Genomic DNA, 22134 nt, shown 5'->3' on the forward strand with positions numbered 1-22134 from the left:
TCGGGCATGAGTGAAAAAGCAATCCTGAGCTGCCGCAACCTGGGCAAATCCTACGAGGAAGGCCCGGAATCCGTGGTGGTGCTTTCCAACCTGCAACTGGAACTGCATCCGGGCGAGCGCGTCGCCATCGTCGGCAGCTCCGGTTCCGGCAAAAGCACCTTGCTGAACCTGTTGGGTGGCCTCGATACGCCGTCCCAGGGCAGTGTCTGGCTGGCCGGTGAAGAGCTGTCGGCCTTGAACGAGCGCGCGCGCGGCCAGTTGCGCAATCGTTCCCTGGGCTTCGTCTACCAGTTCCACCACCTGTTGCCGGAGTTCACGGCGCTGGAAAACGTCTGCATGCCGCTGTTGATCGGCAAGACCGCGATTCCCGAGGCTCGTCAACGTGCCACGGCGTTGCTGGAGCGGGTCGGTCTCGGCCATCGTCTGGAGCACAAGCCGGCCGAGCTGTCCGGCGGCGAACGCCAGCGTGTCGCGATTGCCCGCGCCCTGGTCAACAATCCAGGCCTGGTGATGCTCGACGAGCCCACCGGCAACCTCGACTCCCATACCGCCCAGGGCATCAAGGACTTGATGCTGGAACTGAGCACCCAGATGCGCACCGCGTTCCTGGTGGTGACCCATGATATGAGCATGGCCCGGCAGATGGACCGCGTGCTGCACCTGCAGGAAGGTCATCTGGTCGCCATCTGAGCTGTTTCAAGCCCGGCGCCTGACGCCGGGTTTTCCATTTTTCCAACGGTGCCCGCGAATGTTCAGACCGTTATCGATTTTCATCGGCACGCGCTATACCCGCGCCAAGCGCCGTAACCGTTTTGTCTCGTTTATCTCGATGACCTCGATGATCGGCCTCGCCCTGGGCGTGCTGGCGATGATCGTGGTGTTGTCGGTGATGAACGGCTTCCAGCGTGAAATGAGTTCACGCATTCTCGGCATGGTGCCTCACGCCACCATCGTCGGCGTCAAGCCGATCGATGATTGGCAGCCAGTCGCCGCCGCCGCGCTGAAAAATCCCGAAGTGACCGCCGCCGTACCGTTCACTCAAATGGACGGCATGTTCTCCTACAAGGGCGCGATGCAGCCGATCGAGATCAGTGGCGTCGACCCGGCCCAGGAAGGCAAGGTGTCGATCGTGGCGCAGCATATCGTCCAGGGCAAACTGGACGATTTGAAACCCGGCGAGTTCGGCGTGGTGATCGGGGAGATCACGGCCCGTCGCTTCCGCTTGGATGTCGGGGACAAACTGACGTTGATCGTTCCGGAAATCAGCAGCGCGCCGGGCGGCATCACGCCGCGCATGCAGCGCTTGAATGTAGTGGGTGTGTTCAAGGTCGGTGCCGAGCTGGATGGTTCGATGGCGCTGATCCACGTGGCCGACGCCGCGCAGATGCAGCACTGGCAGCCGAATCAGGTGCAAAGCGTGCGCCTGGCGGTGAAGGATCTGTACGCGGCCCCCAAGGTCTCGACGGACATCGCCAGCAGCCTGGGCGCCGCCTACAAGGCGGACGACTGGACGCACACCCAGGGCAGCCTGTTCAGTGCGATGAAAATGGAAAAGACCATGATCGGCTTGCTGCTGCTGATGATCGTCGCCGTTGCCGCGTTCAATATCATCGCCACACTGATCATGGTGGTGAACGACAAGGGCGCGGACATCGCGATCCTGCGCACGATCGGTGCCACGCCGCGCCAGATCATGGCGATCTTCATGGTCCAGGGCACGGTGATCGGGATTGTCGGCACTTTGATTGGTGGCGTTCTGGGGGTGATCGCCGCGCTGAATGTCAGTGAGCTGGTGGGCTGGATGGAGCGTGTCACCGGGCAGCATATCTTCAGCTCGGACGTGTATTTCGTCAGCAACCTGCCTTCCGAGTTGCAGGGCGGGGATGTGCTGCTGATTTGCAGTGCCGGGTTTGTGTTGAGCTTCTTGGCGACGATTTATCCGGCGTACCGGGCGGCGAAGATTGAACCGGCGCATGCGCTCAGGTATTCGTAGTCTTTAAGACCGCTATCGCGAGCAAGCCCGCTCCCACAGTTGTCCGCGTACACCCTTTGGAATACGGTCGAATGTGGGAGCGGGCTTGCTCGCGAAGGGGCCCGCACCGCCAGCCTCACTCCGCCAGCGGCAACTCAATCACAAACCGGGTCCAGCCCATCCCCGACTCGCACCAGATCCGTCCACCGTGCGCCCGCACAATCGACTGAGTGATTGCCAACCCCAGCCCGGCATGTTCACTGCTGCCTTCACGGCGCGCCGGGTCCGCGCGGTAAAAGCGATCAAACAACCTCGGCAGCGACGCTTCGGGAATACCGTCCCCGGTGTTTTCCACCGTCAGTTGCACACCCTGGGCTCCCTCGGCGATCCGCATACTGACCTTGCCACCCTGTGGCGTGAACCGCAGTGCGTTATCCAGCAGGTTGGACAGGGCGCGGCGCAACATGCTGCGGTCACCCGTAGCGTGTCCCGTGCCTTCGCGCAGCAGGCTGACCTGGCTGTCTTCCGCCAAGGGCGCAAAAAATTCAAGCAGTGCGTCGGCTTCATCCGCCAGCGCCAGTGGGTCACGCTTGGGGGTCAACAACCCATGATCGGCCTTGGCCAGGTACAGCATGTCATTCACCAACTGCGCCATCCATTGCAGTTCTTCCAGATTACTGTGCAACGCCTCGCGGTAATCCTCCAGCGGCCGCGGCTGGGTGAGGATGACCTGGGTGTGGGTCAACAGGTTCGACAACGGTGTGCGCAGTTCATGGGCGATGTCGGCGGAAAACGCCGAGAGGCGCTGGAAGGCGTCATCCAGGCGGCCAAACATGGCGTTGAAGGCGTGGGCCAATTCCGCGAGTTCCGCGGGCATTTGCTCTTGGGGCAGGCGTTGGGTCAGGGAGTGTGCGGACACGCCGGCGGCCACTTCGCTCATCCGGCGCAAAGGGCGCAGGCCACTGCGCGCGGCCCAGGCACCCAGCAGCGCGGTGGCCAGGGCCGAGAGGCCGACGGTCAGCCAGATCAGGTGCTGCATACGCTGCAGGAAGTGTTGGTGGTGGGTGATGTCGAGCATCAGCGTCAGGTGTGGCGAGTTAACGTCACCGGCCGTGAGCGGCACGTTATACAGTCGGTAATCGGTCCCGGCGTTTTGCAGGCTGTGCAGGCCGGGCGCCTGGGGCAATGTAAGGTCCGGCGCGCCGTCGAGCCAGCGCAGGCCATCCCTGGCGGTGACCCGCAGGGTCAGGTCGGGCTGGCGCTGCAGCTCTTCGCGCAGTTGCGGTTCGCGTTGGGCAAATAACGCCGGCGTATCGGCACCTTGCAAGGCACTGCGCAGGGCCATCAGTTTGCTGTCGAGCAGTTGCTGGTCCAGCTCGATGAAGTGCTTCTCACTGGCTTGGTTGAACAACACGCCCGCGAGTAGCGAGACCACGGCGGTGCAGGCGGCAAACAACAAGGCCAGGCGGCTGGCCAAAGACAATCGCGTGATCAACTGAACCGCTCCTCCAGTACGTAGCCCATGCCGCGTACGGTGTGGATCAATTTGTTGGGGTAGCCATCATCGACTTTCAGACGCAGGCGGCGGATCGCGACTTCGATGATGTTGGTGTCGCTGTCGAAGTTCATGTCCCAGACTTGGGAGGCGATCAACGACTTGGGCAGTACTTCACCCTGGCGGCGCAGGAGCAGTTCCAGCAGGGCAAACTCCTTGGCCGTGAGATCGATGCGCTGGTTGCCGCGCTCGACCCGGCGACGGATCAAGTCCAGGCGCAGGTCAGCCAGTTGCAGGCTGGTGTCTTGTGGCCCGCTGCTGCCACGACGCAACAGGCTGCGGACGCGGGCCAGCAGTTCGGAAAACGCAAACGGCTTGACCAGATAATCGTCGGCTCCCAGCTCCAGGCCATGAACGCGATCTTCCACCGCGTCCCGCGCGGTGAGGAACAGTACCGGGATCTCCAGGCCTGCATTCCGCACCGCCTGGAGGATTTGCCAGCCGTCGCGGCCCGGCAGCATCACATCAAGGATCAACAGGTCATAGTCACCGGTCAGCGCCCTATGTTGACCGGTCGTGCCATCGGCCACCAGTTCGGTGTTGAACCCGGCTTCGGCCAGTCCCTGGCGCAGGTATTGGCCGGTTTTCGGTTGGTCTTCGACGATCAATAGTTTCATGGGTGGCTCGTGGTAACGGGTAACTGCGGCTTTATACCTTGCGCGCCGTGGCGCAGGCGCAACCTGACAAAGTTGTAATCTAGCAGTCAGCTGACTGGCAGCGGCGCATCATTAGAGTTTCCCACAGGCGAGTCCCATACCTTTGGAGGATCAACATGTTTTTGCGCAAGTCTTGGTGGTTGGCGGGTTGTCTGCTGGTGTTGAGCGCCCCGGCGCTGGCTGCGGGCGGGCATGCTTTCGCTTTTGGTGAGGCGGCGCCGGCGGCCCAGGCCACGCGTACGGTGCAAGTGCTGCTTGAGGATATTGCCTTTTCTCCCAAGTCCCTTGACGTCAAGGCCGGTGAAACCGTGCGCTTTGTGTTGGTCAATAAAGGCCGGTTACTCCATGAATTCAATCTGGGCGACGCAACGATGCATGCGGATCACCAGAAAGAAATGCTCAAGATGCAGGCCAGTGGCATGTTGACCGCGACCGGCATGGGCCAGATGGACCACAGTGCGATGGGGCACACCGACATGCCGGGCATGCAGCATGACGATCCCAACAGTGTGCTGGTGGAACCGGGCAAAACCGCGGAATTGACCTGGACATTCAGTAAGGCCGGCGCTTTGGAGTTTGCCTGCAATATCCCGGGGCACTATCAAGCCGGCATGGTTGGCAAGCTGAACGTCAGCCAGTGAGCAGTTGGCACGCAAAGGCGGGGGCAAAGGCTGGTAGACTGGCGGGGTTTATCTAGTCAGGTTTCCGCCATGCATCCCGCAGCCGAACATTCGCCGCTGGGCAAGTCCAGTGAATACATCTCTACTTACACCCCATCCTTGCTGTTCCCGATACCGCGCGCGGCCAAATGGGCCGAACTTGGCCTGACTGCCGAGACACTGCCGTATAAAGGCGTGGACTTCTGGAATTGCTTCGAATTGTCCTGGCTGCTGCCGTCTGGCAAACCGGTGGTGGCTATCGGCGAGTTCAGCATTGCGGCTGATTCGCCGAACATCATTGAGTCGAAGTCCTTCAAGCTGTACCTCAACTCGCTGAACCAGACGCCCTTTGCCGATGTGCAAAGCCTTGAGACGACCTTGCGTACCGACCTGAGCGCGGCGGCCGGCAAGCCGGTGGGCGTGCGCATCCGCAGTCTGGGCGATGTGGAAGGCGAGGGCGTGGTTGCCCTGCCGGGCGTGTGCATCGACGACTTGGATATCAGCGTCAGCAACTATGAGCAGCCGCGTCCGGAGCTGCTGCGTTGCGATGATTCACGTGTGGTGGAGGAGAGCGTGCACAGCCATCTGCTCAAATCCAACTGCCCGGTAACCAGCCAGCCGGACTGGGGCAGCGTGGTGGTGGAGTATCGGGGGGCAGCCCTGGATCATGCGAGTTTGCTGGAGTACCTGGTGAGCTTTCGCCAGCACTCGGACTTTCATGAACAGTGTGTGGAGCGGATCTTTCTCGATTTGCAGCGCTTGCTGAAACCTTCGAGGCTGACGGTGTATGCGCGGTATGTGCGCCGGGGCGGGTTGGATATCAATCCGTATCGTAGCACTGAGGATAGGGTCTTCCAGAACCAGCGTCTGGTTCGTCAGTAGCCTTCATCCAAATCAAAAGTGGGAGCGGGCTTGCTCGCGAATGCGGTGGATCAGTCACAATATCTTTGACTGACACTGCGCATTCGCGAGCAAGCCCGCTCCCACATTTTGACTTTGTGTTGGGCTTGGGTTTGCGTTAGATCCCGATATTGCCCAGGGTCACGACAATATTGCGCAAGGTGGCGGCAATGCCCGGGTGGTCCAGTTCGAAGCCTTCCACCGCCCGGTTCACATCGTCGCTGATGCTCGGTGGCTGAGTGGCAGGTTCCAGCTCGAGCTGCAATTCAAACTTGGCGAGCAAAGCTTCAAGTGCTTGACGTTTTTCAAGCGGCAGCGGTGGGTCCTGTTCCAGTTGCTCGCGCAGAATATTGACCTGTTCTTGCAGTTTTTCGCGGGCAGGCATGGCGTTGTTCCTTTTATCGATAGGCATTGGCATAGACCGCAGCGTGACGATAAAGGTCTATGGACTGACCTGTAGATTAATCCAGTCGCCCGCACTGTGCATGATCTTGATCAGGGTTTTTCGCCCTTGAGCCGACGCAGGTTGATATCGTCCAGGCAGGTGCCCAGTTCGCCCAGATGATCGATCACCGAATGCACACCCAGTCCGTACAGCGCGACGGTTGCCTTGCCTCTTTTGTATTCGCGCTGCTGTTCGCTCAGCGCCTGCCATTGGTTAGGCGAGAGTCCGCATAAAGAACCGCATGACGCCAGGCCGATCGTCCAGAGCCCGGCATTCAATCCTGATTGCAACAATCGCGGTTCACCGCTGACCAGCACACAGCCTTCCAACTGCTCGATATTGAGCTCCATCAGGGCTTGCCAGCAGGCGTGGGGGGCTGGCCAGCGAATGCTGGCGGGGGTAGCGGCCTTGATCCAACTCGGCAGTTCGCCAGCCAGCGCGCGGGTCACGTTGGGAGGCAGTTCGTCGAGCCAGGCACAGGGAATGCCTTGTGCTTCCAGGTATTGCAAGATCTTCAGCGCGCCGGGAGTCGCCTGTGCCTCGCTGTCGGGAACGGTGTCGGAGCGAGCCAGGGAACCGAAATCCACCAGGCAGCCACTCAGGCCAAACAGTACGGCAGTCAGCGGCGGGGGAATGTCGGCAAGGGTTTCGGCGTGGGGCATTTCGACGTCCCTGAAAATAGCTGTGACGCTATCGAAGCCCGATGACAAGTAGATGACACGCTATTGTAGTTGTAGGGAATTTGTACATTTTCCGAGGGAAGTTTCCTTCGGGCTGCCTAATCCGACACTTCCGTCATATACTGATGGCCTAATTCAGGGCATAGCGCCCGTGACAAACTATTCAAGGAGTTCAAGCTATGCGCTGGAGCCAGTGTCTTGCTCAGCTATCGGTGTGTGCCAGCTTCCTGCTGGTGCCTTTCGCAGCTCAGGCGGCGGAAGATGATCCATGGGAAAGCATCAACCGTCCGATCTTTACCTTCAACGACACCATTGATACGTATGCGCTCAAGCCATTGGCGCAGGGCTACCAATTCGTGACCCCGCAATTTGTCGAAGACGGTATCCACAACTTCTTCCGCAATATCGGTGACGTCGGCAACCTGGCGAACAATGTGCTGCAACTCAAGCCCCATGCGGCGGGCGTTGATACCGCTCGTTTGCTGGTCAACACCACGTTCGGGGTGTTGGGCTTGGTTGATGTCGGCACCAAAATGGGACTGCAGCGCAGTGACGAAGACTTCGGCCAGACCCTCGGCTACTGGGGCGTGGGCAGTGGTCCTTACGTGATGCTGCCGTTGCTGGGGCCAAGCACCCTGCGTGACGCGCCGTCCAGGTACGTCGACAGCTTCACCGAACCGTATCGCTACATGAGCGATATCCCATCGCGCAACAGCGCCATGGGGCTGGACATCGTCGATACCCGCGCCAGCTTGCTGTCGGCGGAGAAGATGATCAGCGGCGACAAATACACGTTTATCCGCAATGCCTACCTGCAGAACCGCGAGTTCAAGGTAAAAGACGGCCAGGTTGTGGATGACTTTTAAGGCGCATGCCTTGAACGAAAAAGGCGACCTTCGGGGTCGCCTTTTTTGTATGCATTGATTTCAGTGCATCTTGAGGATTTTCAGTCCCAGGTGTTTGCCGTCGTCCTCATCCCGGACCCATACCACCTGAGTGTCGGCTTCCAGGCCCTTGAGGGCGGGATGCTCCGACTCGATGCGCACCTTCAAGGTGTCGCCTACCTTGAACGGATGGTGAGCCTGAACCTGCATGCCGGAGCTGGAAAGGTCCAGGCACACGCCTGCGACTTCCTGCCCGGCATGGATCAATGAGACGTCAGCATCCACGCGCATGCGGATGAAATCGCGCTTTTCCGCATAGTCACGCTCATTTCCGCTCATAGGTTTCATCCTTCCATTGAGTTGTGGTTCTGTCCGTTCTTATAACTCCCGGTGATTTGCGATGTAAAGACGCCCGGCGACCATCGGCATGAGCTTGAAACCCCTGACGGATGGGAGTACCGTCTGCGCCTTAGAAGGGCACCTCTGTTTTACCGTTGTGCGTGGGTTAAAAGCTCATGTTTTGTAGGACAGAGAGGCTAGAAAGCGAATCCAGTAGTGTGAGTCCGGCCTTTGTCGAGCTGCCTACGCCAACCTAATTCTGGCGCCGTTTGCCCACATGCAAAAAACCAGTGCCACGCTGCTGTTAATCGATGACGACGAAGTAGTGCGCGCGAGCCTCGCGGCCTATTTGGAAGACAGTGGCTTCAGCGTCCTGCAGGCCAGCAATGGCCTTCAGGGTCTTCAGGTGTTCGAGCACGACCAGCCCGACCTGGTGATCTGCGATCTGCGCATGCCTCAGATGGGCGGCCTCGAGCTGATCCGCCATGTGACGGATCTCGCCCCGCAGACCCCGGTGATTGTCGTGTCCGGCGCGGGCGTGATGAACGACGCCGTGGAAGCCCTGCGCCTGGGCGCTGCGGATTATCTGATCAAACCGCTGGAAGACCTGGCCGTGCTGGAACATTCGGTGCGCCGGGCCCTGGACCGGGCGCGCCTGCTGGTGGAAAACCAGCGTTACCGCGAGAAGCTGGAAACCGCCAACCGTGAACTCGAAGCCAGCCTGAACCTGCTCCAGGAAGACCAGAACGCCGGTCGCCAGGTGCAGATGAACATGCTGCCGGTCAGTCCCTGGACCACCGACGAGTTCCAGTTCGCCCACCAAATCATTCCGTCGCTGTACTTGTCCGGGGATTTTGTCGACTATTTTCGCGTGGACGAACGGCGGGTTGCGTTCTACCTGGCTGACGTCTCCGGTCACGGTGCCTCTTCGGCATTTGTGACGGTGTTATTGAAGTTCATGACCACGCGACTGCTGTTCGAATCCAAGCGCAACGGTACCTTGCCGGAGTTCACGCCCTCGCAAGTGCTGGGTCACATCAACCGTGGCCTGATCAGTTGCAAGCTGGGCAAGCATGTGACGATGGTGGGGGGCGTGATCGATGAAGAAACCGGGCTCTTGACCTACAGTATTGGCGGTCACCTGCCATTGCCGGTTTTATACACTCCCGACAGTGTGCGTTATCTGGAAGGGCGTGGTTTGCCGGTGGGCCTGTTCAATGAGGCCACCTACGAAGACCACATCCTGAAACTGCCACCGACCTTCAGCTTGACGCTGATGTCCGATGGCATCCTGGACCTTTTAACAGAGCCTACACTCAAAGAGAAAGAAGCCGCCTTGCCCCAACGGGTCAGGTCGGCGGGCGGCAGCCTGGATGGCTTGCGCCAGGTTTTTGGATTGGCCACGCTAGGGGAGATGCCGGATGATATCGCCCTATTGGTGTTGAGCAGGAATCTTTGATGAGTACCGGAAGAATCCAGTTCGCCGAGCAAGACGGGACTTTTGTCCTGAAGTTTGTCGGTGAAGTGCGCCTGACCTTGTGTTCGGCGCTGGATGCAACGATTGAGCGGATTTTCACGGCCCTGAACTTCTCGGCGATCGTGATCGATCTGACCGAAACCCGCAGCATCGACAGCACCACCCTTGGGCTCCTGGCCAAGTTGTCTATTCTGTCTCGACAGAAGGTCGGGCTGCTGCCAACCGTTGTGACTACCCATGACGACATCACGCGTCTGCTGCAGTCGATGGGCTTTGATCAGGTGTTCAACATCGTGGATCGCCCGATCCCCTGCCCGGAATGCCTGACCGACCTGCCATCCCAGGATCAATCCGAGGAAGTGGTGCGGATCAAGGTGCTCGAAGCGCACAAGATCCTGATGAGCTTGAACGAGTCCAATCGCGAAGCCTTCCACGATCTGGTCAACGCCCTCGAACGCCACTGATACCACGCGGTTAATCTGGGCGCGGGCTTGCTCGCGATAGCGCCAGGCCATTCACCACACCAGCACAAATAAGGGCGGTACCCTCACAGGTACCGCCCTTATTTGTCGTCGCCTGCGTTACAGCTTGGCGGTCAACAGCGCCTCAAGCTTTTCCTGGTCGCGAGCGAACTGACGGATGCCTTCAGCCAGCTTCTCGGTCGCCATCGCGTCCTCGTTGGATGCCCAACGGAACTGCGCTTCAGTCATATGCACACGCGCTTCACCGGTGTGGCCTGGCGACAGCTTGCGTTCCAGCTTGCCTTCATCCGCGGCGAGTTTCTCCAGCAAGTCCGGGCTGATGGTCAGGCGATCACAGCCAGCCAGTTCTTCGATCTGGCTCAGGTTGCGGAAGCTCGCGCCCATTACCACGGTTTTGTAGCCGTTGGCCTTGTAGTAGTTGTAGATGCGCGTTACCGACTGTACGCCCGGATCATCGGTGCCGGTGTAGTCGTTGCCGCTGGATTTCTTGTACCAGTCATAGATACGGCCTACGAACGGCGAAATCAGGAACACACCTGCTTCAGCGCACGCCACCGCCTGGGCGAAGGAGAACAGCAGTGTCAGATTGGTCTGGATACCTTCTTTTTCCAGCTGTTCGGCGGCACGGATGCCTTCCCAGGTGGAAGCAATCTTGATCAGTACGCGGTCGCGGCCGATACCCGCTTTTTCGTACAGGTCAATCAGTCGATGAGCACGCTTGAGCATGGCCTCGGTATCGAACGACAAGCGCGCATCCACTTCGGTGGAGATGCGCCCGGGAACCACTTTGAGGATCTCTTGGCCGACAGCCACCGAAAAACGGTCGCTGGCCAGGCCTACATCGCCGTTGCAGTCGGTGACGCACTCATCCAGTAGCTTTGCATAACCCGGAATCGATGCGGCCTTGAGCAGCAGGGAAGGGTTAGTGGTGGCGTCCTGCGGTTTGAGCTTGGCGAGGGTTGAAAAGTCACCGGTATCGGCAACCACAGTGGTGAATTGCTTGAGTTGTTCCAGCTTGGAAGTCATGGGCGTGCTCTGTCCTATGGGTCTGATGACATTACCCGAGGGCTGATAGACGCTCAAGGGTGCATGCGCGTATCAACGGGCCCAACGGCAACATCTGCAAAACGGATGTTTGAATGGCGGGCCCCGGTATCGCTAAATACGATGCCAAATCGAGGCACAGGTTCAAAGCAACTGAGCGTAGATGCTTCGGTGCCTCGGTATCGCGTCGCTCCTACGGTTGGGTGAGCAGTGTCCTGGCGGCCGTTTCCGCCGGCTTCGGCTGACCGTCGGAGGTCAACAGGCCAAAATTGCGCTCTCGATCATTCCCGCCCGAATCACTGTTCTTCCATTCATACAGGGACGTCAGCGGGATCTTGAGTTTTTTTACATCGGAGATGAACGTGCCGATTTTACCGGCTTGTCCGTGGATCCCGCCGTTGGACTCGAGCGATGGCACACCCCATTCGCTGATAACTCCCGGCAGATGGAAGTTTCGCTGAATGAATGCTTGGGCATTCTCGATCTTGGCGGCGGACATGCCATAAGGGTGATAGGAGATCGCGCTCAGGCAGTTGGGGTAATCGCTGACCAGCTTGTTCAGCGCTACCGTGGATGCGCTCCCCGCGCTTGGCGCCCTGGCGAAGCCGAAGCCGATCAGCGGCGTGGAGGGCGCTTTTTGCTCCAGCGCATGGCACACGGCGCTCATGAACGGAACGAAGGTGGTTTCGAAGTCGCGGGTTGGCCAGTATTTTTCCAGGTCCGGTTCGTTCCATATTTCAATGGCAACCAGTTGCGTAGCGTAGGACTGTTCCAGGGCGAACACAGCGTCGGCGAACTGTTCGCCCGCGGTCGCCAGTTCGCCGGCGGCGTTGGGTGTAGTCGTCAGCGCCTTGGTTGAGCGAACGGTCATCAGTACCGGCAATTCGGCGGACTTGGCGGCGGCAAATGCATCACTGATCTGCTTCTGATACGCCGGGCCCGCCAGGTTGTTGGTCCATACGCCAAAACGCACGAATCCAAACCCTGTCGCTTTGATCTGTCTGGCGTCGCTAGAGCTGAAGTTCTGGATCTTGACCTGGACACCAACGGTCTTGTTGCTGGTCAGCGCGGGGAACAGCTCGCTGGCATGAGCCTGACTGCCTGCACCGAGCATGAGCAGGGTTGAAACGGCAAGATGTTTGAACGGTGATGAGTGCATGTCGGGCTTCCTCAAATCGATCTATCTATAACGATGAACAGGCGGGCGTGATGTTATTAGTTCGATGCGTTGTTAAGTTTAGAAGTGCGCGAATGTTATTTTTTGTCAGGTCGTCAATGTTATAAACCCGGCGTTATTTTTGGTCCGGTTATTCTAGTTGGGTGGTTTTTAGGTGTCGTGGTACTAAATACGCTTATATTTACAAGGCTGATTCGTTTCTGAGTGCGAAATGAACCCGCGGGTTCACTCAAATCCCCGCTACGTATTGGTCGATTCGACATGACACGGGAAGCGTTGCCTTGTTCAGAAATATCCTTGTCGTCTGCGTAGGCAACATTTGCCGAAGTCCGACAGCAGAAATACTGCTGCGTAATGCGCTGGCATCCTCAACCATTGCCGTCACCTCCGCAGGTCTCGGCGCTCGCGTTGGCGAGTCCATGGAACCGGCGGCGCGCCAGGTCCTGGAAGAACATGGGCACAGCGCGCAAGCCTTTACAGCGCGGCAAATCACCCCGGATATTGTCAATCAGTCGGACCTGATTCTGGTCATGGAAAAAGAGCATGTAAACCAAGTGCTGAAGATTGCATCGCACGCCAGGGGTAAAGTGTTTCTTCTCGGCAAGTGGCAAAGTGATCGAGAAATACAGGATCCCTATCGTCAAGGAAAAGCAGCTTTTATTCATGCTCATGCATTGATTGAAGCGGCTGTTTGCTCATGGGCGCAGCGCCTCGGGCATTGATGAATACTTTTCAGATCAGTAAAGGGTAAGAACCCACTTATGCAGTTACCGTCACTAGTCGGCACTCGGGATAACGATCGAGATGATATTGATCTTCTCGGTATATTAGGCAGTTTAATTGATCGAAAATGGTTGATAGGCGCATGCACCGGCGTATTTATGGTGAGCGGCGTGGCCTATGCGGTTTTGTCGACGCCGGTGTACCTGGCGAACGCATTGGTCCAGGTCGAACCGAAAAAGAACGATATGCTCGGTTTCTCCGACCTCAACAGCATGCTCAATGGGCAATCTCCGTCGGTCACCGAGATCGGCATCATCAAGTCTCGCGCAGTGATTGGCAAAACCGTCGATGATCTGCACCTTGATATCGACGTCACGCCCAACACCTTCCCGCTGATTGGCGGTTTTCTCGCCCGACGCTATAAGGGCAATTCTGTCGCCACCGCGCTTTTTGGCCTGAACAGCTACGCCTGGGGCGGTGAGCACGTGGACATCGCACAGCTCAATCTGCCTGAAGAGTTGCTGGGCAGGAAACTCACGCTGGTGGCCGCCGAACAGCATCGATTCCAGCTTTTTGATGACAACGACAACCTGTTGGTGGACGGCGTCGTCGGTGAAAGGTTTCAGCAAAATGGCATCGAAGGACTGATCGCCACGCTGGCGGCCAATCCCGGTACGCGTTTTGAAGTGGTGCGCAATCCGCGCATTGTCACCATCCTTGATTATCAAGAAGCGCTGGATGTTTCCGAGCAAGGCAAGGAGTCGGGCATCATCCGTCTGGCGCTGGCCAGCCCTGACTACGTCCAGGCGGTGAAGATTCTGAATAAGGTTTCCACGTTATATGTACAGCAAAACGTGGAGCGCACGTCGGCCGAAGCGGCGCAAAGCCTGGACTTCCTGCAAGCCCAACTGCCGCAAGTCAAGAACGATCTGATCAAGGCCAGCGATGCGCTCAACGGTTATCAGACCCGCGGCAAGACCGTCAATATTTCCCTCGAAACCCAATCGGTGCTGGAGCAGATTGTCGGCCTGGACACGCGTATTTCCGACTTGAAGCTGCAACAAGCGGAGCTTGATCGCAAGTTCACCAAACAGCATCCGGCCTATCGCGCCCTGATGACGCAGATCGGGGAATTGACTCGCCAGCAGCAGAGCCTGGAGAACAAGGTTCAAGATCTGCCCGCCACGCAGCAGGAGTTGCTCAACTTGACCCGCGACGTGGAAGTGGCGTCGCAGATCTACACGCAACTGCTGAACAAGTCCCAGGAGCTGGACATCGTCAGGGCCGGGGCGGTGGGCAATGTGCGTCTGATCGACACGGCGGATGTCGACAAGACCACGCCGGTCAAACCGCGCAAAGCCCTGATCGTGCTGATTGCGACTTTCCTCGGCGCGTTTGTCGGCGTCGCCCTGGTACTCCTGCGTAAATCCTTGAGTCGAGGCCTGGAGGGACCGGAGGCCATCGAGCAACTCGGGTTGCCGGTGTATGCGTCGATTCCCTACAGCGCGCTGCAACAGGAAGAGGACAGTAAAAAACTGCGCTTGAGTGACGAGTCGGGCAGGCAGGCTTTTCTGTTGGCTCTACGGAACCCGACAGACCTGTCTATCGAATCCATCCGTAGTTTGCGTACCTGCCTGCACTTCGCGGGGCTGGATTCGACCAACAACCGGATCATGATTTCCGGCCCTAGCCCCCAGGTAGGTAAAACCTTCGTCTCGTCCAACCTCGCCGCAGTCATGGCGCAAAGTGGGCAGCGGGTGGTACTGATCGATGCCGATATGCGCAAGGGACATTTGCACAAGACGCTCAATACGCCCATCACCAATGGCTTGTCGGACCTGCTGGTCAAGCGCTGCAGCCTCGAGCAGGGCATCCATGAAACCGAGATTGATAACCTGCATTTCATCAGTCGCGGACAGGTCCCGCCTAACCCGTCAGAGCTGTTGATGCATGCGAACTTCCGTGAGTTGCTCGCGCAACTCAGCGACCTGTATGACGTGGTGATCATCGATACACCACCGCTCCTGGCCGTGACCGACGCGGCTATCGTCGGCCGTGAGGCGGCGATCAGCCTGATCGTTACGCGCTTCGGCGTGAACCCCGCCAAAGAGATCGAGTTGACGATTCGTCGATTCGCCCAGAACGGTATTCAGTTGAAGGGTGCGGTGTTCAATGGTGTCGAGAAACGTGCAGCGAGCTACTACGGCAATGGCGGTTACAACTACGAGTATGCCTCCGACAAATCTTGATTCGAAGAGGGTCATTACCTGCATGGAAATGGGTGGATTGTGAAAAAAGTACTGCACGTGGCCGAAACGATTAAAGGGGGTGTCGCTACCGTTATTCGGACGATATCGGTTCCACCCGAGGGCGAGGCATCGGCCTATGAATTGGTGTATTTGATCCCGCTCGATCAGAAAAAAGAGTTGCACGGGGTGGATGAGCAACAGATCAGGACCTTCGTCAGGACCAAGCGGGATGTGCTGTCGCTGTTGCGCTTCGCCTGGAGCCTGACCCGTGTGATCCTCAAGGAAAAACCGCAGGTGGTGCACTTGCACAGCACCTTTTCCGGGGTGATAGGCCGTTGTGTGTGCCTGCTCCTGCGGCCGTGGCGCGCGCCGAGGATTATTTACTGTCCCCATGCCTTTTCGTTTCTGATGGAGAGTTCGCCGGCCAAACAGAAAGTCTATTCGCTGATTGAGCGGCTATTGCAGAAAGTCACGGACGTGATCATTTGCGTCAGCCAGTACGAGCTGGACACCGCCGCGACGTTTGGCATCGACCGCCATCGTATGACGTTGATCTACAACGGTATTCATTACCGGGATGAGCAGCCGAAGCGCGATGACCACGGGCCTGTCCATCTGCTCTTTGTGGGGCGCCTGGACTATCAGAAAGGCTTTGATGTGTTGCTCAAGGCGTTTGCCGGGGTCCGGCGCACTGATCTGAAACTGACGGTGGTAGGCAGCGCGGTCAATGAGGATTGCGTCGACCGCCCGGCGATGGACGCGGTCGAGTATGTGCCGTGGGTGACCCCGGCTGAAGTGAATGCGCTGTATCAGGCGGCGGATGCGCTGATTGTTCCAAGCCGCTGGGAAGGCTTTGCCATGGTGCCCCTGGAGGGTATGGCCATGGGGCTTCCGGTGATTGCCAGCGACTGCACGTCCTTGCCCGAGTTGGTCACCCACGGGGTGACCGGCTACATCTTCCCCACCGGTAATCACCAGGCCCTGACCGACTTGCTAGGCGAGATCGAGAAGCCTGGGTTGCTGGAACTCGGAACTGAAGGTCGCAAAATGGTGCGCGAACGCTTCAGTGCCACGTTGATGATCAGACAAACCTATGACGTGTATTCCGCTCCCTCTTATTAAGTAGAAATCAGCTCATGAACGTAACTATTTTGCATGGCTACAGCGCCTCCAACTCCGGTGATGGCCTTCTCGTGGATTTGGCAATCGCCCTGGTGCTGCGCAACTTTGGCGCGGACACCTCGATCAACGTCGTGGCCTCGGATCCGCACTCATTCAACTACTTGCCTTACAAGCGCTATGACGCGCCAGTGATGGCGGCCAAGGGGTTGGGGCGGGTCAGGCAGGCGCTGTTTCTTGACCAGTCCTACAGCGGCCTTGCGGACCTCTTGCGTTCAAGTGACTTGATCGTCGGGGTAGGCGGCGGCTATATGCGCTCCAAAAGTGCGTTTGAACACCTCAAGTTGAAACTGGGGCATGCCAAGCAACTGGAAACGGCGATCCTCAGCAAAGTGCCTTCGGTGTACCTGCCGCAGAGCATCGGTCCCTTTCACGGTGAAAGCAGCAAGATCGTCGGGCACTATGCGAATGCCGACGCGGTTTTTGTCCGGGACAACAGGTCGTCGGAGATTTTCGCGACCCATGAAAATGTCTACCGCGTACCTGACCTTGCGGTGCAGGCATTGGCCAGCAAGATTCTCCTGCAACCCAAGTTCACCCGTTGTGCCTCTTCGCCTGCGGTGGTCTGCGTGGTGCTGCGCAAACCGCCGGCGTGGAGCAAGGAGAAGAAAGTCGCTTACGTGGCTAACTTGAAGCGCCTGCTGCAGCGCCTGAAGAACAAGAGCAAAGTCGTCTGCGCGGTGCAAAGCGCGGTGCGCGGCAACGATGACGGCGCGTTCTATCGAGAGCTGGGCATTAACGAAGAGCTGTTGTCACTGAAGGCGACTCTCGCCAGAGATCAGCCAGACGTGGTCATTTCCGTCAGGTTGCACGGGGCCATCGAGTCGCTGCTGGCGGGCGTTCCGGCGTACCACATCAGCTATGAGCGCAAGGGCTTTGGCGCCTATCAGGACATGGGGGTGGAAGACTGGGTGATCAATGGCGGCGAGATCAATGTCGATACCATCATCGACACGGTTTACGCACCGAATGCGTTGTCCCGATTTGGCAAGCAGTTGACGGATACCTGCAAGGAGATTGAAGCCAAGACGCTGGTCATGGACTCGATCATCAAGGGCATCGTGCGATGATATTTCGGCTATTGCTCCGCGGCGGAGCTTTAGGCGCGAAATTTCTGCTGGTGTTGGCCATCACCCATTATCTGGGGTATGACGCGTTGGGGTTTTACGGCGTGGTGATGGCCGCGTCATTGATTGCATCGAAGTTCTACAGCGTGGGGTTCAGTTCCGAAATCAATCGGCTGATCAGCGTCGGTGCCAGTTCGCGATGGGTGGTGGATAAGGTCCTGTTGCTGTACCTGGCCGTGGGGATCGTATTGTCGGTGGCGACGGTGGCAGTCTATTCGTTGTTCCAGACGGTCGAGGCGAGTGCCGCGCTGGTCGCTTGCGTGGCACTCTTGCTGCTCACCGAGCACCTGTCCTTTGAAATAAATTCGTTTGTGTTCTCTGCCCAGAAAGCCACGTGGGGCGCGATTCTCTATTTTATCAAAACCGGGCTCTGGGCACTGTTGGCGTTGGGCGGGCTGTTGTCGGGCTGGGTATCGAGCATCGCCAGTGTGCTGTGGTTATGGGTGGCGGCCAATGTGCTGGTGATTGTTGCCGGCTACCTGATTGTGGTGAACGTTCACCGGGGGCGGGTGACAGGTTCTCTCACCACGGCCTCGGTCTGGAAAGCCGGATTACCGTTTTATCTGGGGACTGGCTTGATCGCATTGAGCCAATACACCGAGCGCTTCCTGATTCTCGACATCGAGCCCTACGCGAGTCTGGGCAAGTACGTTTACGCCTGGTCTGCGGCCAACACCTTGCAAGCGCTTTCCTACGCCGTGGTTGCGGTAGTGGGCATCCCGGTGCTTGCCAAGCGCTATCAGCACCAGCAGCAAGCGCTGAGCGTCCGGCAATTGTTTATGAATCAGTGGGTGATGCGCTCCCTGGTGGTGTCAGGCGTTGTGGCGTTGATGATTTATGTGTTTTTCAATGTCGCGCTTGATTATGTCGGTACCACGGTGCCGCGCCCGGATAACGCCATTCTCGGCGTACTGATTTTTTCCTTTGCCCTGCGTGCTGTCGGCGACATCGTCTGGGGCGGTCTTATCGCATCGAAGAACAGTCGGTTGTCACTCATTAGTGCGGCCATCTGCCTGCTGGTTTCCTTGCCGGTCAGCTACATGCTGATCAAGCATCACTCAATTTATGGTGCAGCATGGGGGAACGTCTTTTCGATCACCGTACAGCTCGGCGCTATCGCCTTGCTGACCCGGTTTTCCCGAGCGAAGGTGACGCTGTAATGGGGTTGAGATTACCTTCCATCGAGTTTCGCGGCAGAAAGCTCGATTCCTCGATCTCGTTTCTGATTCTGTTCAGTGGCCTGTTTCTGTCTGTCGCCATGCCGCTTCTGATGCACCGCGATCCGGGTCCCGATGCGATGACGTTGTGGTCGTCCTATGCGCGTGCTGACAACTGCAACTTCTGGAATCCCTTCTCACCAGACCGATCTTCCTACGAATGCTCGGCCTATCTACTGCGACCCACCGGCATCAATCTGACCAATGCCTGGGCGTACGGGATGGCGTGCAACCTGTTCCTGACGGCCATCCCGGTGTTTATTTTCAGGCGCATGCCGCTGACGATTTTTCTGACCCTGTGTTTGTGGGGCGTGGTGCGGTCGTTTTTCCTGGAAAACCTGACCAAGGAAATCATTGTCTCAGTAGCGATGATTTCCATATTGCTGTTCTCGTTTTCCAGGCGCTACCGCGGCGGATTTTTCTTCTCTGCGTTGATCTACGGCGTGTTGATCCGGCCTTACTGGATCTTGTTTTCGCTGGTCTGGATCGGCGTGTGCTTCATGAAGAAGTACGTGTCTCGACTGACCTTTTTCCTGATGCTGTTTGTGTTCTACCTGGCAATCGCCACGGCGATTCAACTGGTGGCCGGTTATTCGGTGTCGTCGATTCGCGCCAGCAACAATGAGCTGCGCACGGCGGGCGAGGAGGGGTCGAAGTCGCTGATTGTTTCCTGGCTCAATGGTGCTGACTTCGTGTCGCAGGCGCTTGATTCGCTGATTATCTTTTTCCGCCTGTCGTTTCCCGTGGAGTTGATCCTGCTCTCCGGCCTCGGCCAGATCATCTTTGTGGTGCTGATGATGATGACCTCGTTGCTGATGTTCAAAATGATCACATCCAGCGACTACAGGGGCGTGCACATCCCAACCAAAGTCAAGGAACTGATCGCCATTCCGCTGTCCTTTTTGCTGGTGCAGGGTTTGTTCGAGCCCGACTTCGGCTCCTTTGCCCGACATTTTTCCATGGTCGTGCCGGTGCTGTTCCTGGGCCTGGGGTTGCAGATGCGCGCCAAGAAGCCTGAGTTGGTTGAATCGAGAATCCTGAACTGAGGCGGGTACTTTATGTCGAGCAATAAAAAGTCGCTGGAGATCGAGACCCTACGGGGACTTGCCTGCCTGTTGCTGGTGCTTTATCACGTGATAGGTCCCTTGGGCGGCGGCTTGAAAATAGACCTGGGCTCACCTTTGCGGGTGATCGCCGATTCCATGGTGTATGTGCGCATGCCGTTGTTCACGTTTATTTCGGGCTACATCTATTCCCTCTACAAGATCAGGGGGAATGACTTCTCGGCTTACTTTGTCGGCAAGGTCAGACGGTTGATTGTGCCGTTGTTTTGCGTGGGGATTCCGTTTTCGGTGCTGCAGGCGATCGGGCCCGGCGTGAACAAGGAAGTGGGACTGATCGATGCATTGCTGTCGTTCTATGTGCCGGTCAATCACTTCTGGTTTTTACAGGCGGTGTTCATCATCTTTGTATTTGTCGGCCTGCTGGAGTGGCGGGGCCTGTTGCAGACCGCGAGGCGCTTGTACCTGTTGCTCGCGTTCGCGGCGCTGGTGTTTCTACTGCCGCCGTTTGCGGTGGATGCGTTTGGCATCAATGGTGCGATCTATCTGCTGCCGTTTTTTGTGATGGGCATGATCGGCCATGAAAAAGTCAACGCGATAAGGCAATCGCTCAAGGTGATCGGGCCCCTGGTATTCGTGTTGATATCCCTGGCGCTGCTGTATGTGGCGGCGGTGGATCGCGAGTTGATTGTCGATCGCCGCAGCCTGGTCGGGTTGCTGGTGGGATGCGTGTCGTGCGTGGCGCTGCTGTCGAGCAACATGCGGGTACAAGGGTTGATCTGGCTCGGCGGATATTCCTACGCGATTTTCCTGTTTCACGTGTTGTTTGCCGCCACTTCGCGATTTGCGCTGGGGCGCCTGGGGGTCGACGATGAAGTGGTCCTGGTACTCAGTGGCGTGACCTGTGGTTTGCTGGGGCCGGTGCTACTGTCGAGTATTTTCAGCCGCTTTGCCCTCACGTCGACGCTGTTTCTGGGGGAGCGGGCAGCCCGTAGAAAAGCACCGGCCGCCGTTGCTGTATCGCAATCCTGATGATTGCTCGGATAAAGGAAGTGACCCATGTTCGCAATCGATGACGTACCTCACGCGCCGGCTTCGGTGATCGAGGTCGGTGATGCTCGCGAACGGTTCGGGCAATGGCGCGCAGGAACGTCAGGGAAGGTGCTGGCCATCTCGGTGATCGGCGACAGCTACAGTGCCGGGCAGGATTTTTATCTGAACAGGCTTGTCCAGCGGCTCACTAAAACGACGGGGTTTGCCGGGCCCGGTTATATCGGATTCAACCACGGCGCGGCGCTCGGCGGTACCCATTACACATACACCCGAAGCAGCAAAAAGTATTTCGGCGGTGATTGGGCGGTGTCCCGTCTTGGCCAGGCGAGCCCCGACAGCCGCACAATCAGAGGCCGTCCCGGTGCTTATCTGGAGATAGATGCCCGTCCGACAGCCGCTGTTGATACCACCATTGCCCAGGCGAAGTTACTCTACCTGGGGGACGGAGAAGCTAATCAGGTGCGCTACCGTTGGACGGCATCTGGGCGGTGGCATTCATTGCAGATCGGTGGCTCAGGCGTCCAGGAAGTACCTCTGCCCGGCGTGCCTGACACCGCCGAGTGGGCGTTCCGGCTTGAGGTGGTCAAAGGCGCGCCAACCCTGTTCGGCCTGTGGTTGAGCAATCACGAAGGGGGCGTCAGGGTGTCCAAGCTCGCGGCTTCCGGTGCGGCATCTGCAGATTTTTACAACAACGATGGTCAGTGGCAGGCGCAGTGGAAAGCAGTGGTGTCGAAGATTCCCGCGGACATTTACCTGATCATGTTGGGTGGCAATGACCAGGGGTTTGGCGTGAAACCTGAGCAGTATCTGCGCAACATTCAAGGTCTGGTGCGGATGGTGCGTGAGATCCAGCCCGCGGCGAGCATCAACCTGATCCTGCGTCAGGACACTACGCGCTCGAGTGCTTATCCGATGTCGGCTTATGCGCGGGTTCTGGAGCCGTGGGCACGCACGGAGCACTTGGGTTATGCCGATATGCAGTGCGCGTTCGGTCTCGACTTCAAACGCTACGCCAGCGACGGCGCCGCGCCGATGATCGGCCCGGATAGCATTCACCCTATCCCGAGCTCGGGAGGGCGGGTGATCGCGGACTACCTTTATCGCCTGATTGTCGGTGGGAATGATGCTGTTTCGCCGCAGGACACCTGCGGCGCGGTGCGGCAAGACAATGGCCGGTCTTGAGAAGCGCAATTAACGCCAAGCAGATAAGGCTGTTGTGGCGAGCGGGCTTGCCCCGCGTTGGGCTGCGAAGCAG

Annotated in this window: 22 protein-coding genes; 15 read left to right on the plus strand and 7 right to left on the minus strand. The window is 58.1% G+C overall.

Going from position 1 to position 22134, the window contains the following annotated elements; translation table 11 throughout:
- Positions 1-6: 6 nt before the first annotated feature.
- Positions 7-690 carry a lipoprotein-releasing ABC transporter ATP-binding protein LolD gene (gene lolD, locus AC6CIA_RS14630; RefSeq protein ID WP_165447422.1) on the plus strand — a complete coding sequence of 228 codons (684 nt, stop codon included), beginning with the start codon at positions 7-9 and terminating at the stop codon, positions 688-690.
- Positions 691-748: 58 nt separating this feature from the next.
- Positions 749-1993 carry a lipoprotein-releasing ABC transporter permease subunit gene (locus AC6CIA_RS14635; protein ID WP_498312936.1) on the plus strand — a complete coding sequence of 415 codons (1245 nt, stop codon included), beginning with the start codon at positions 749-751 and terminating at the stop codon, positions 1991-1993.
- A gap of 115 nt (positions 1994-2108) precedes the next feature.
- Here AC6CIA_RS14635 and AC6CIA_RS14640 read toward each other — a convergent pair whose 3' ends face one another.
- Entirely contained in the window at positions 2109-3467 is a 1359-nt protein-coding gene (locus AC6CIA_RS14640) for a heavy metal sensor histidine kinase (protein WP_498312937.1), read from the minus strand.
- Positions 3464-4144 carry a heavy metal response regulator transcription factor gene (locus tag AC6CIA_RS14645; protein WP_498312939.1) on the minus strand — a complete coding sequence of 227 codons (681 nt, stop codon included), beginning with the start codon at positions 4142-4144 and terminating at the stop codon, positions 3464-3466. Before AC6CIA_RS14645 ends, AC6CIA_RS14640 begins: the two co-directional genes overlap by 4 nt.
- Before the next feature lie 155 nt (positions 4145-4299).
- Between AC6CIA_RS14645 and copI the strand changes: the two genes are divergently transcribed.
- Positions 4300-4824 carry a copper-resistant cuproprotein CopI gene (gene copI, locus AC6CIA_RS14650; RefSeq protein ID WP_498312941.1) on the plus strand — a complete coding sequence of 175 codons (525 nt, stop codon included), beginning with the start codon at positions 4300-4302 and terminating at the stop codon, positions 4822-4824.
- Positions 4825-4893: 69 nt separating this feature from the next.
- Positions 4894-5724 (plus strand): NADPH-dependent 7-cyano-7-deazaguanine reductase QueF, encoded by an 831-nt coding sequence (gene queF, locus AC6CIA_RS14655; protein ID WP_498312943.1) that lies wholly within the window; start codon positions 4894-4896, stop codon positions 5722-5724.
- 136 nt (positions 5725-5860) lie between these two features.
- On the opposite strand, the gene AC6CIA_RS14660 is transcribed toward queF, so the two are convergent.
- Both AC6CIA_RS14660 and pcrP read right to left on the minus strand, forming a co-directional pair.
- The gene (locus tag AC6CIA_RS14660; RefSeq protein WP_084381497.1) at positions 5861-6127 is read right to left on the minus strand and encodes a DUF4404 family protein; all 267 of its coding nucleotides are present in this window, start codon (positions 6125-6127) and stop codon (positions 5861-5863) included.
- Positions 6128-6237: 110 nt separating this feature from the next.
- Positions 6238-6849, minus strand: a complete 612-nt coding sequence (gene pcrP, locus AC6CIA_RS14665) for an HAD superfamily inactivated hydrolase PcrP (protein ID WP_498312945.1) — start codon at positions 6847-6849, stop codon at positions 6238-6240.
- A gap of 197 nt (positions 6850-7046) precedes the next feature.
- On the opposite strand from pcrP, the gene AC6CIA_RS14670 reads away from it, so the two are divergent.
- Positions 7047-7733, plus strand: a complete 687-nt coding sequence (locus AC6CIA_RS14670; RefSeq protein ID WP_498312947.1) for an MlaA family lipoprotein — start codon at positions 7047-7049, stop codon at positions 7731-7733.
- 60 nt (positions 7734-7793) lie between these two features.
- On the opposite strand, the gene AC6CIA_RS14675 is transcribed toward AC6CIA_RS14670, so the two are convergent.
- On the minus strand, positions 7794-8090 hold the full coding sequence (locus tag AC6CIA_RS14675) for a PilZ domain-containing protein (RefSeq protein WP_498312949.1): 297 nt from the start codon (positions 8088-8090) through the stop codon (positions 7794-7796).
- Positions 8091-8367: 277 nt separating this feature from the next.
- On the opposite strand from AC6CIA_RS14675, the gene rssB reads away from it, so the two are divergent.
- Both rssB and rssC read left to right on the plus strand, forming a co-directional pair.
- Positions 8368-9549: a two-component system response regulator RssB gene (gene rssB / locus AC6CIA_RS14680; RefSeq protein WP_498312951.1), complete on the plus strand. Its 1182-nt coding sequence runs from the start codon at positions 8368-8370 to the stop codon at positions 9547-9549.
- Entirely contained in the window at positions 9549-10031 is a 483-nt protein-coding gene (rssC, locus tag AC6CIA_RS14685) for an anti-sigma factor antagonist RssC (protein WP_339530461.1), read from the plus strand. The genes rssB and rssC overlap by 1 nt, the downstream gene beginning before the upstream one ends.
- Positions 10032-10148: 117 nt before the next feature.
- Here rssC and tal read toward each other — a convergent pair whose 3' ends face one another.
- Positions 10149-11075: a transaldolase gene (gene tal, locus AC6CIA_RS14690; protein WP_498312953.1), complete on the minus strand. Its 927-nt coding sequence runs from the start codon at positions 11073-11075 to the stop codon at positions 10149-10151.
- 211 nt (positions 11076-11286) lie between these two features.
- A complete protein-coding gene (locus AC6CIA_RS14695; protein WP_498312955.1) occupies positions 11287-12252 on the minus strand; it encodes a glycosyl hydrolase family 5 in 966 nt (321 codons plus the stop codon).
- A 299-nt stretch (positions 12253-12551) separates the two neighbouring features.
- On the opposite strand from AC6CIA_RS14695, the gene AC6CIA_RS14700 reads away from it, so the two are divergent.
- Genes AC6CIA_RS14700 through AC6CIA_RS14735 form a run of 8 tightly spaced genes read left to right on the plus strand, consistent with a single transcriptional unit; the run spans position 12552 to position 22061 of the window.
- The gene (locus AC6CIA_RS14700) at positions 12552-12992 is read left to right on the plus strand and encodes a low molecular weight protein-tyrosine-phosphatase (protein WP_339530457.1); all 441 of its coding nucleotides are present in this window, start codon (positions 12552-12554) and stop codon (positions 12990-12992) included.
- 39 nt (positions 12993-13031) lie between these two features.
- On the plus strand, positions 13032-15242 hold the full coding sequence (locus AC6CIA_RS14705) for a polysaccharide biosynthesis tyrosine autokinase (protein WP_498312957.1): 2211 nt from the start codon (positions 13032-13034) through the stop codon (positions 15240-15242).
- Between the two features lie 39 nt (positions 15243-15281).
- Entirely contained in the window at positions 15282-16364 is a 1083-nt protein-coding gene (locus AC6CIA_RS14710) for a glycosyltransferase (RefSeq protein ID WP_498312959.1), read from the plus strand.
- A 14-nt stretch (positions 16365-16378) separates the two neighbouring features.
- Positions 16379-17491 carry a polysaccharide pyruvyl transferase family protein gene (locus tag AC6CIA_RS14715; protein WP_498312961.1) on the plus strand — a complete coding sequence of 371 codons (1113 nt, stop codon included), beginning with the start codon at positions 16379-16381 and terminating at the stop codon, positions 17489-17491.
- Positions 17488-18708 (plus strand): MATE family efflux transporter, encoded by a 1221-nt coding sequence (locus tag AC6CIA_RS14720; protein WP_498312963.1) that lies wholly within the window; start codon positions 17488-17490, stop codon positions 18706-18708. The genes AC6CIA_RS14715 and AC6CIA_RS14720 overlap by 4 nt, the downstream gene beginning before the upstream one ends.
- Positions 18708-19811 carry a hypothetical protein gene (locus AC6CIA_RS14725; RefSeq protein ID WP_339530448.1) on the plus strand — a complete coding sequence of 368 codons (1104 nt, stop codon included), beginning with the start codon at positions 18708-18710 and terminating at the stop codon, positions 19809-19811. Before AC6CIA_RS14720 ends, AC6CIA_RS14725 begins: the two co-directional genes overlap by 1 nt.
- Positions 19812-19823: 12 nt before the next feature.
- A complete protein-coding gene (locus tag AC6CIA_RS14730; RefSeq protein WP_498312965.1) occupies positions 19824-20858 on the plus strand; it encodes an acyltransferase family protein in 1035 nt (344 codons plus the stop codon).
- A gap of 27 nt (positions 20859-20885) precedes the next feature.
- A complete protein-coding gene (locus AC6CIA_RS14735; RefSeq protein WP_498312967.1) occupies positions 20886-22061 on the plus strand; it encodes an SGNH/GDSL hydrolase family protein in 1176 nt (391 codons plus the stop codon).
- Positions 22062-22134: the final 73 nt, after the last annotated feature.

Source organism: Pseudomonas sp. GQ91, from assembly GCF_059758795.1.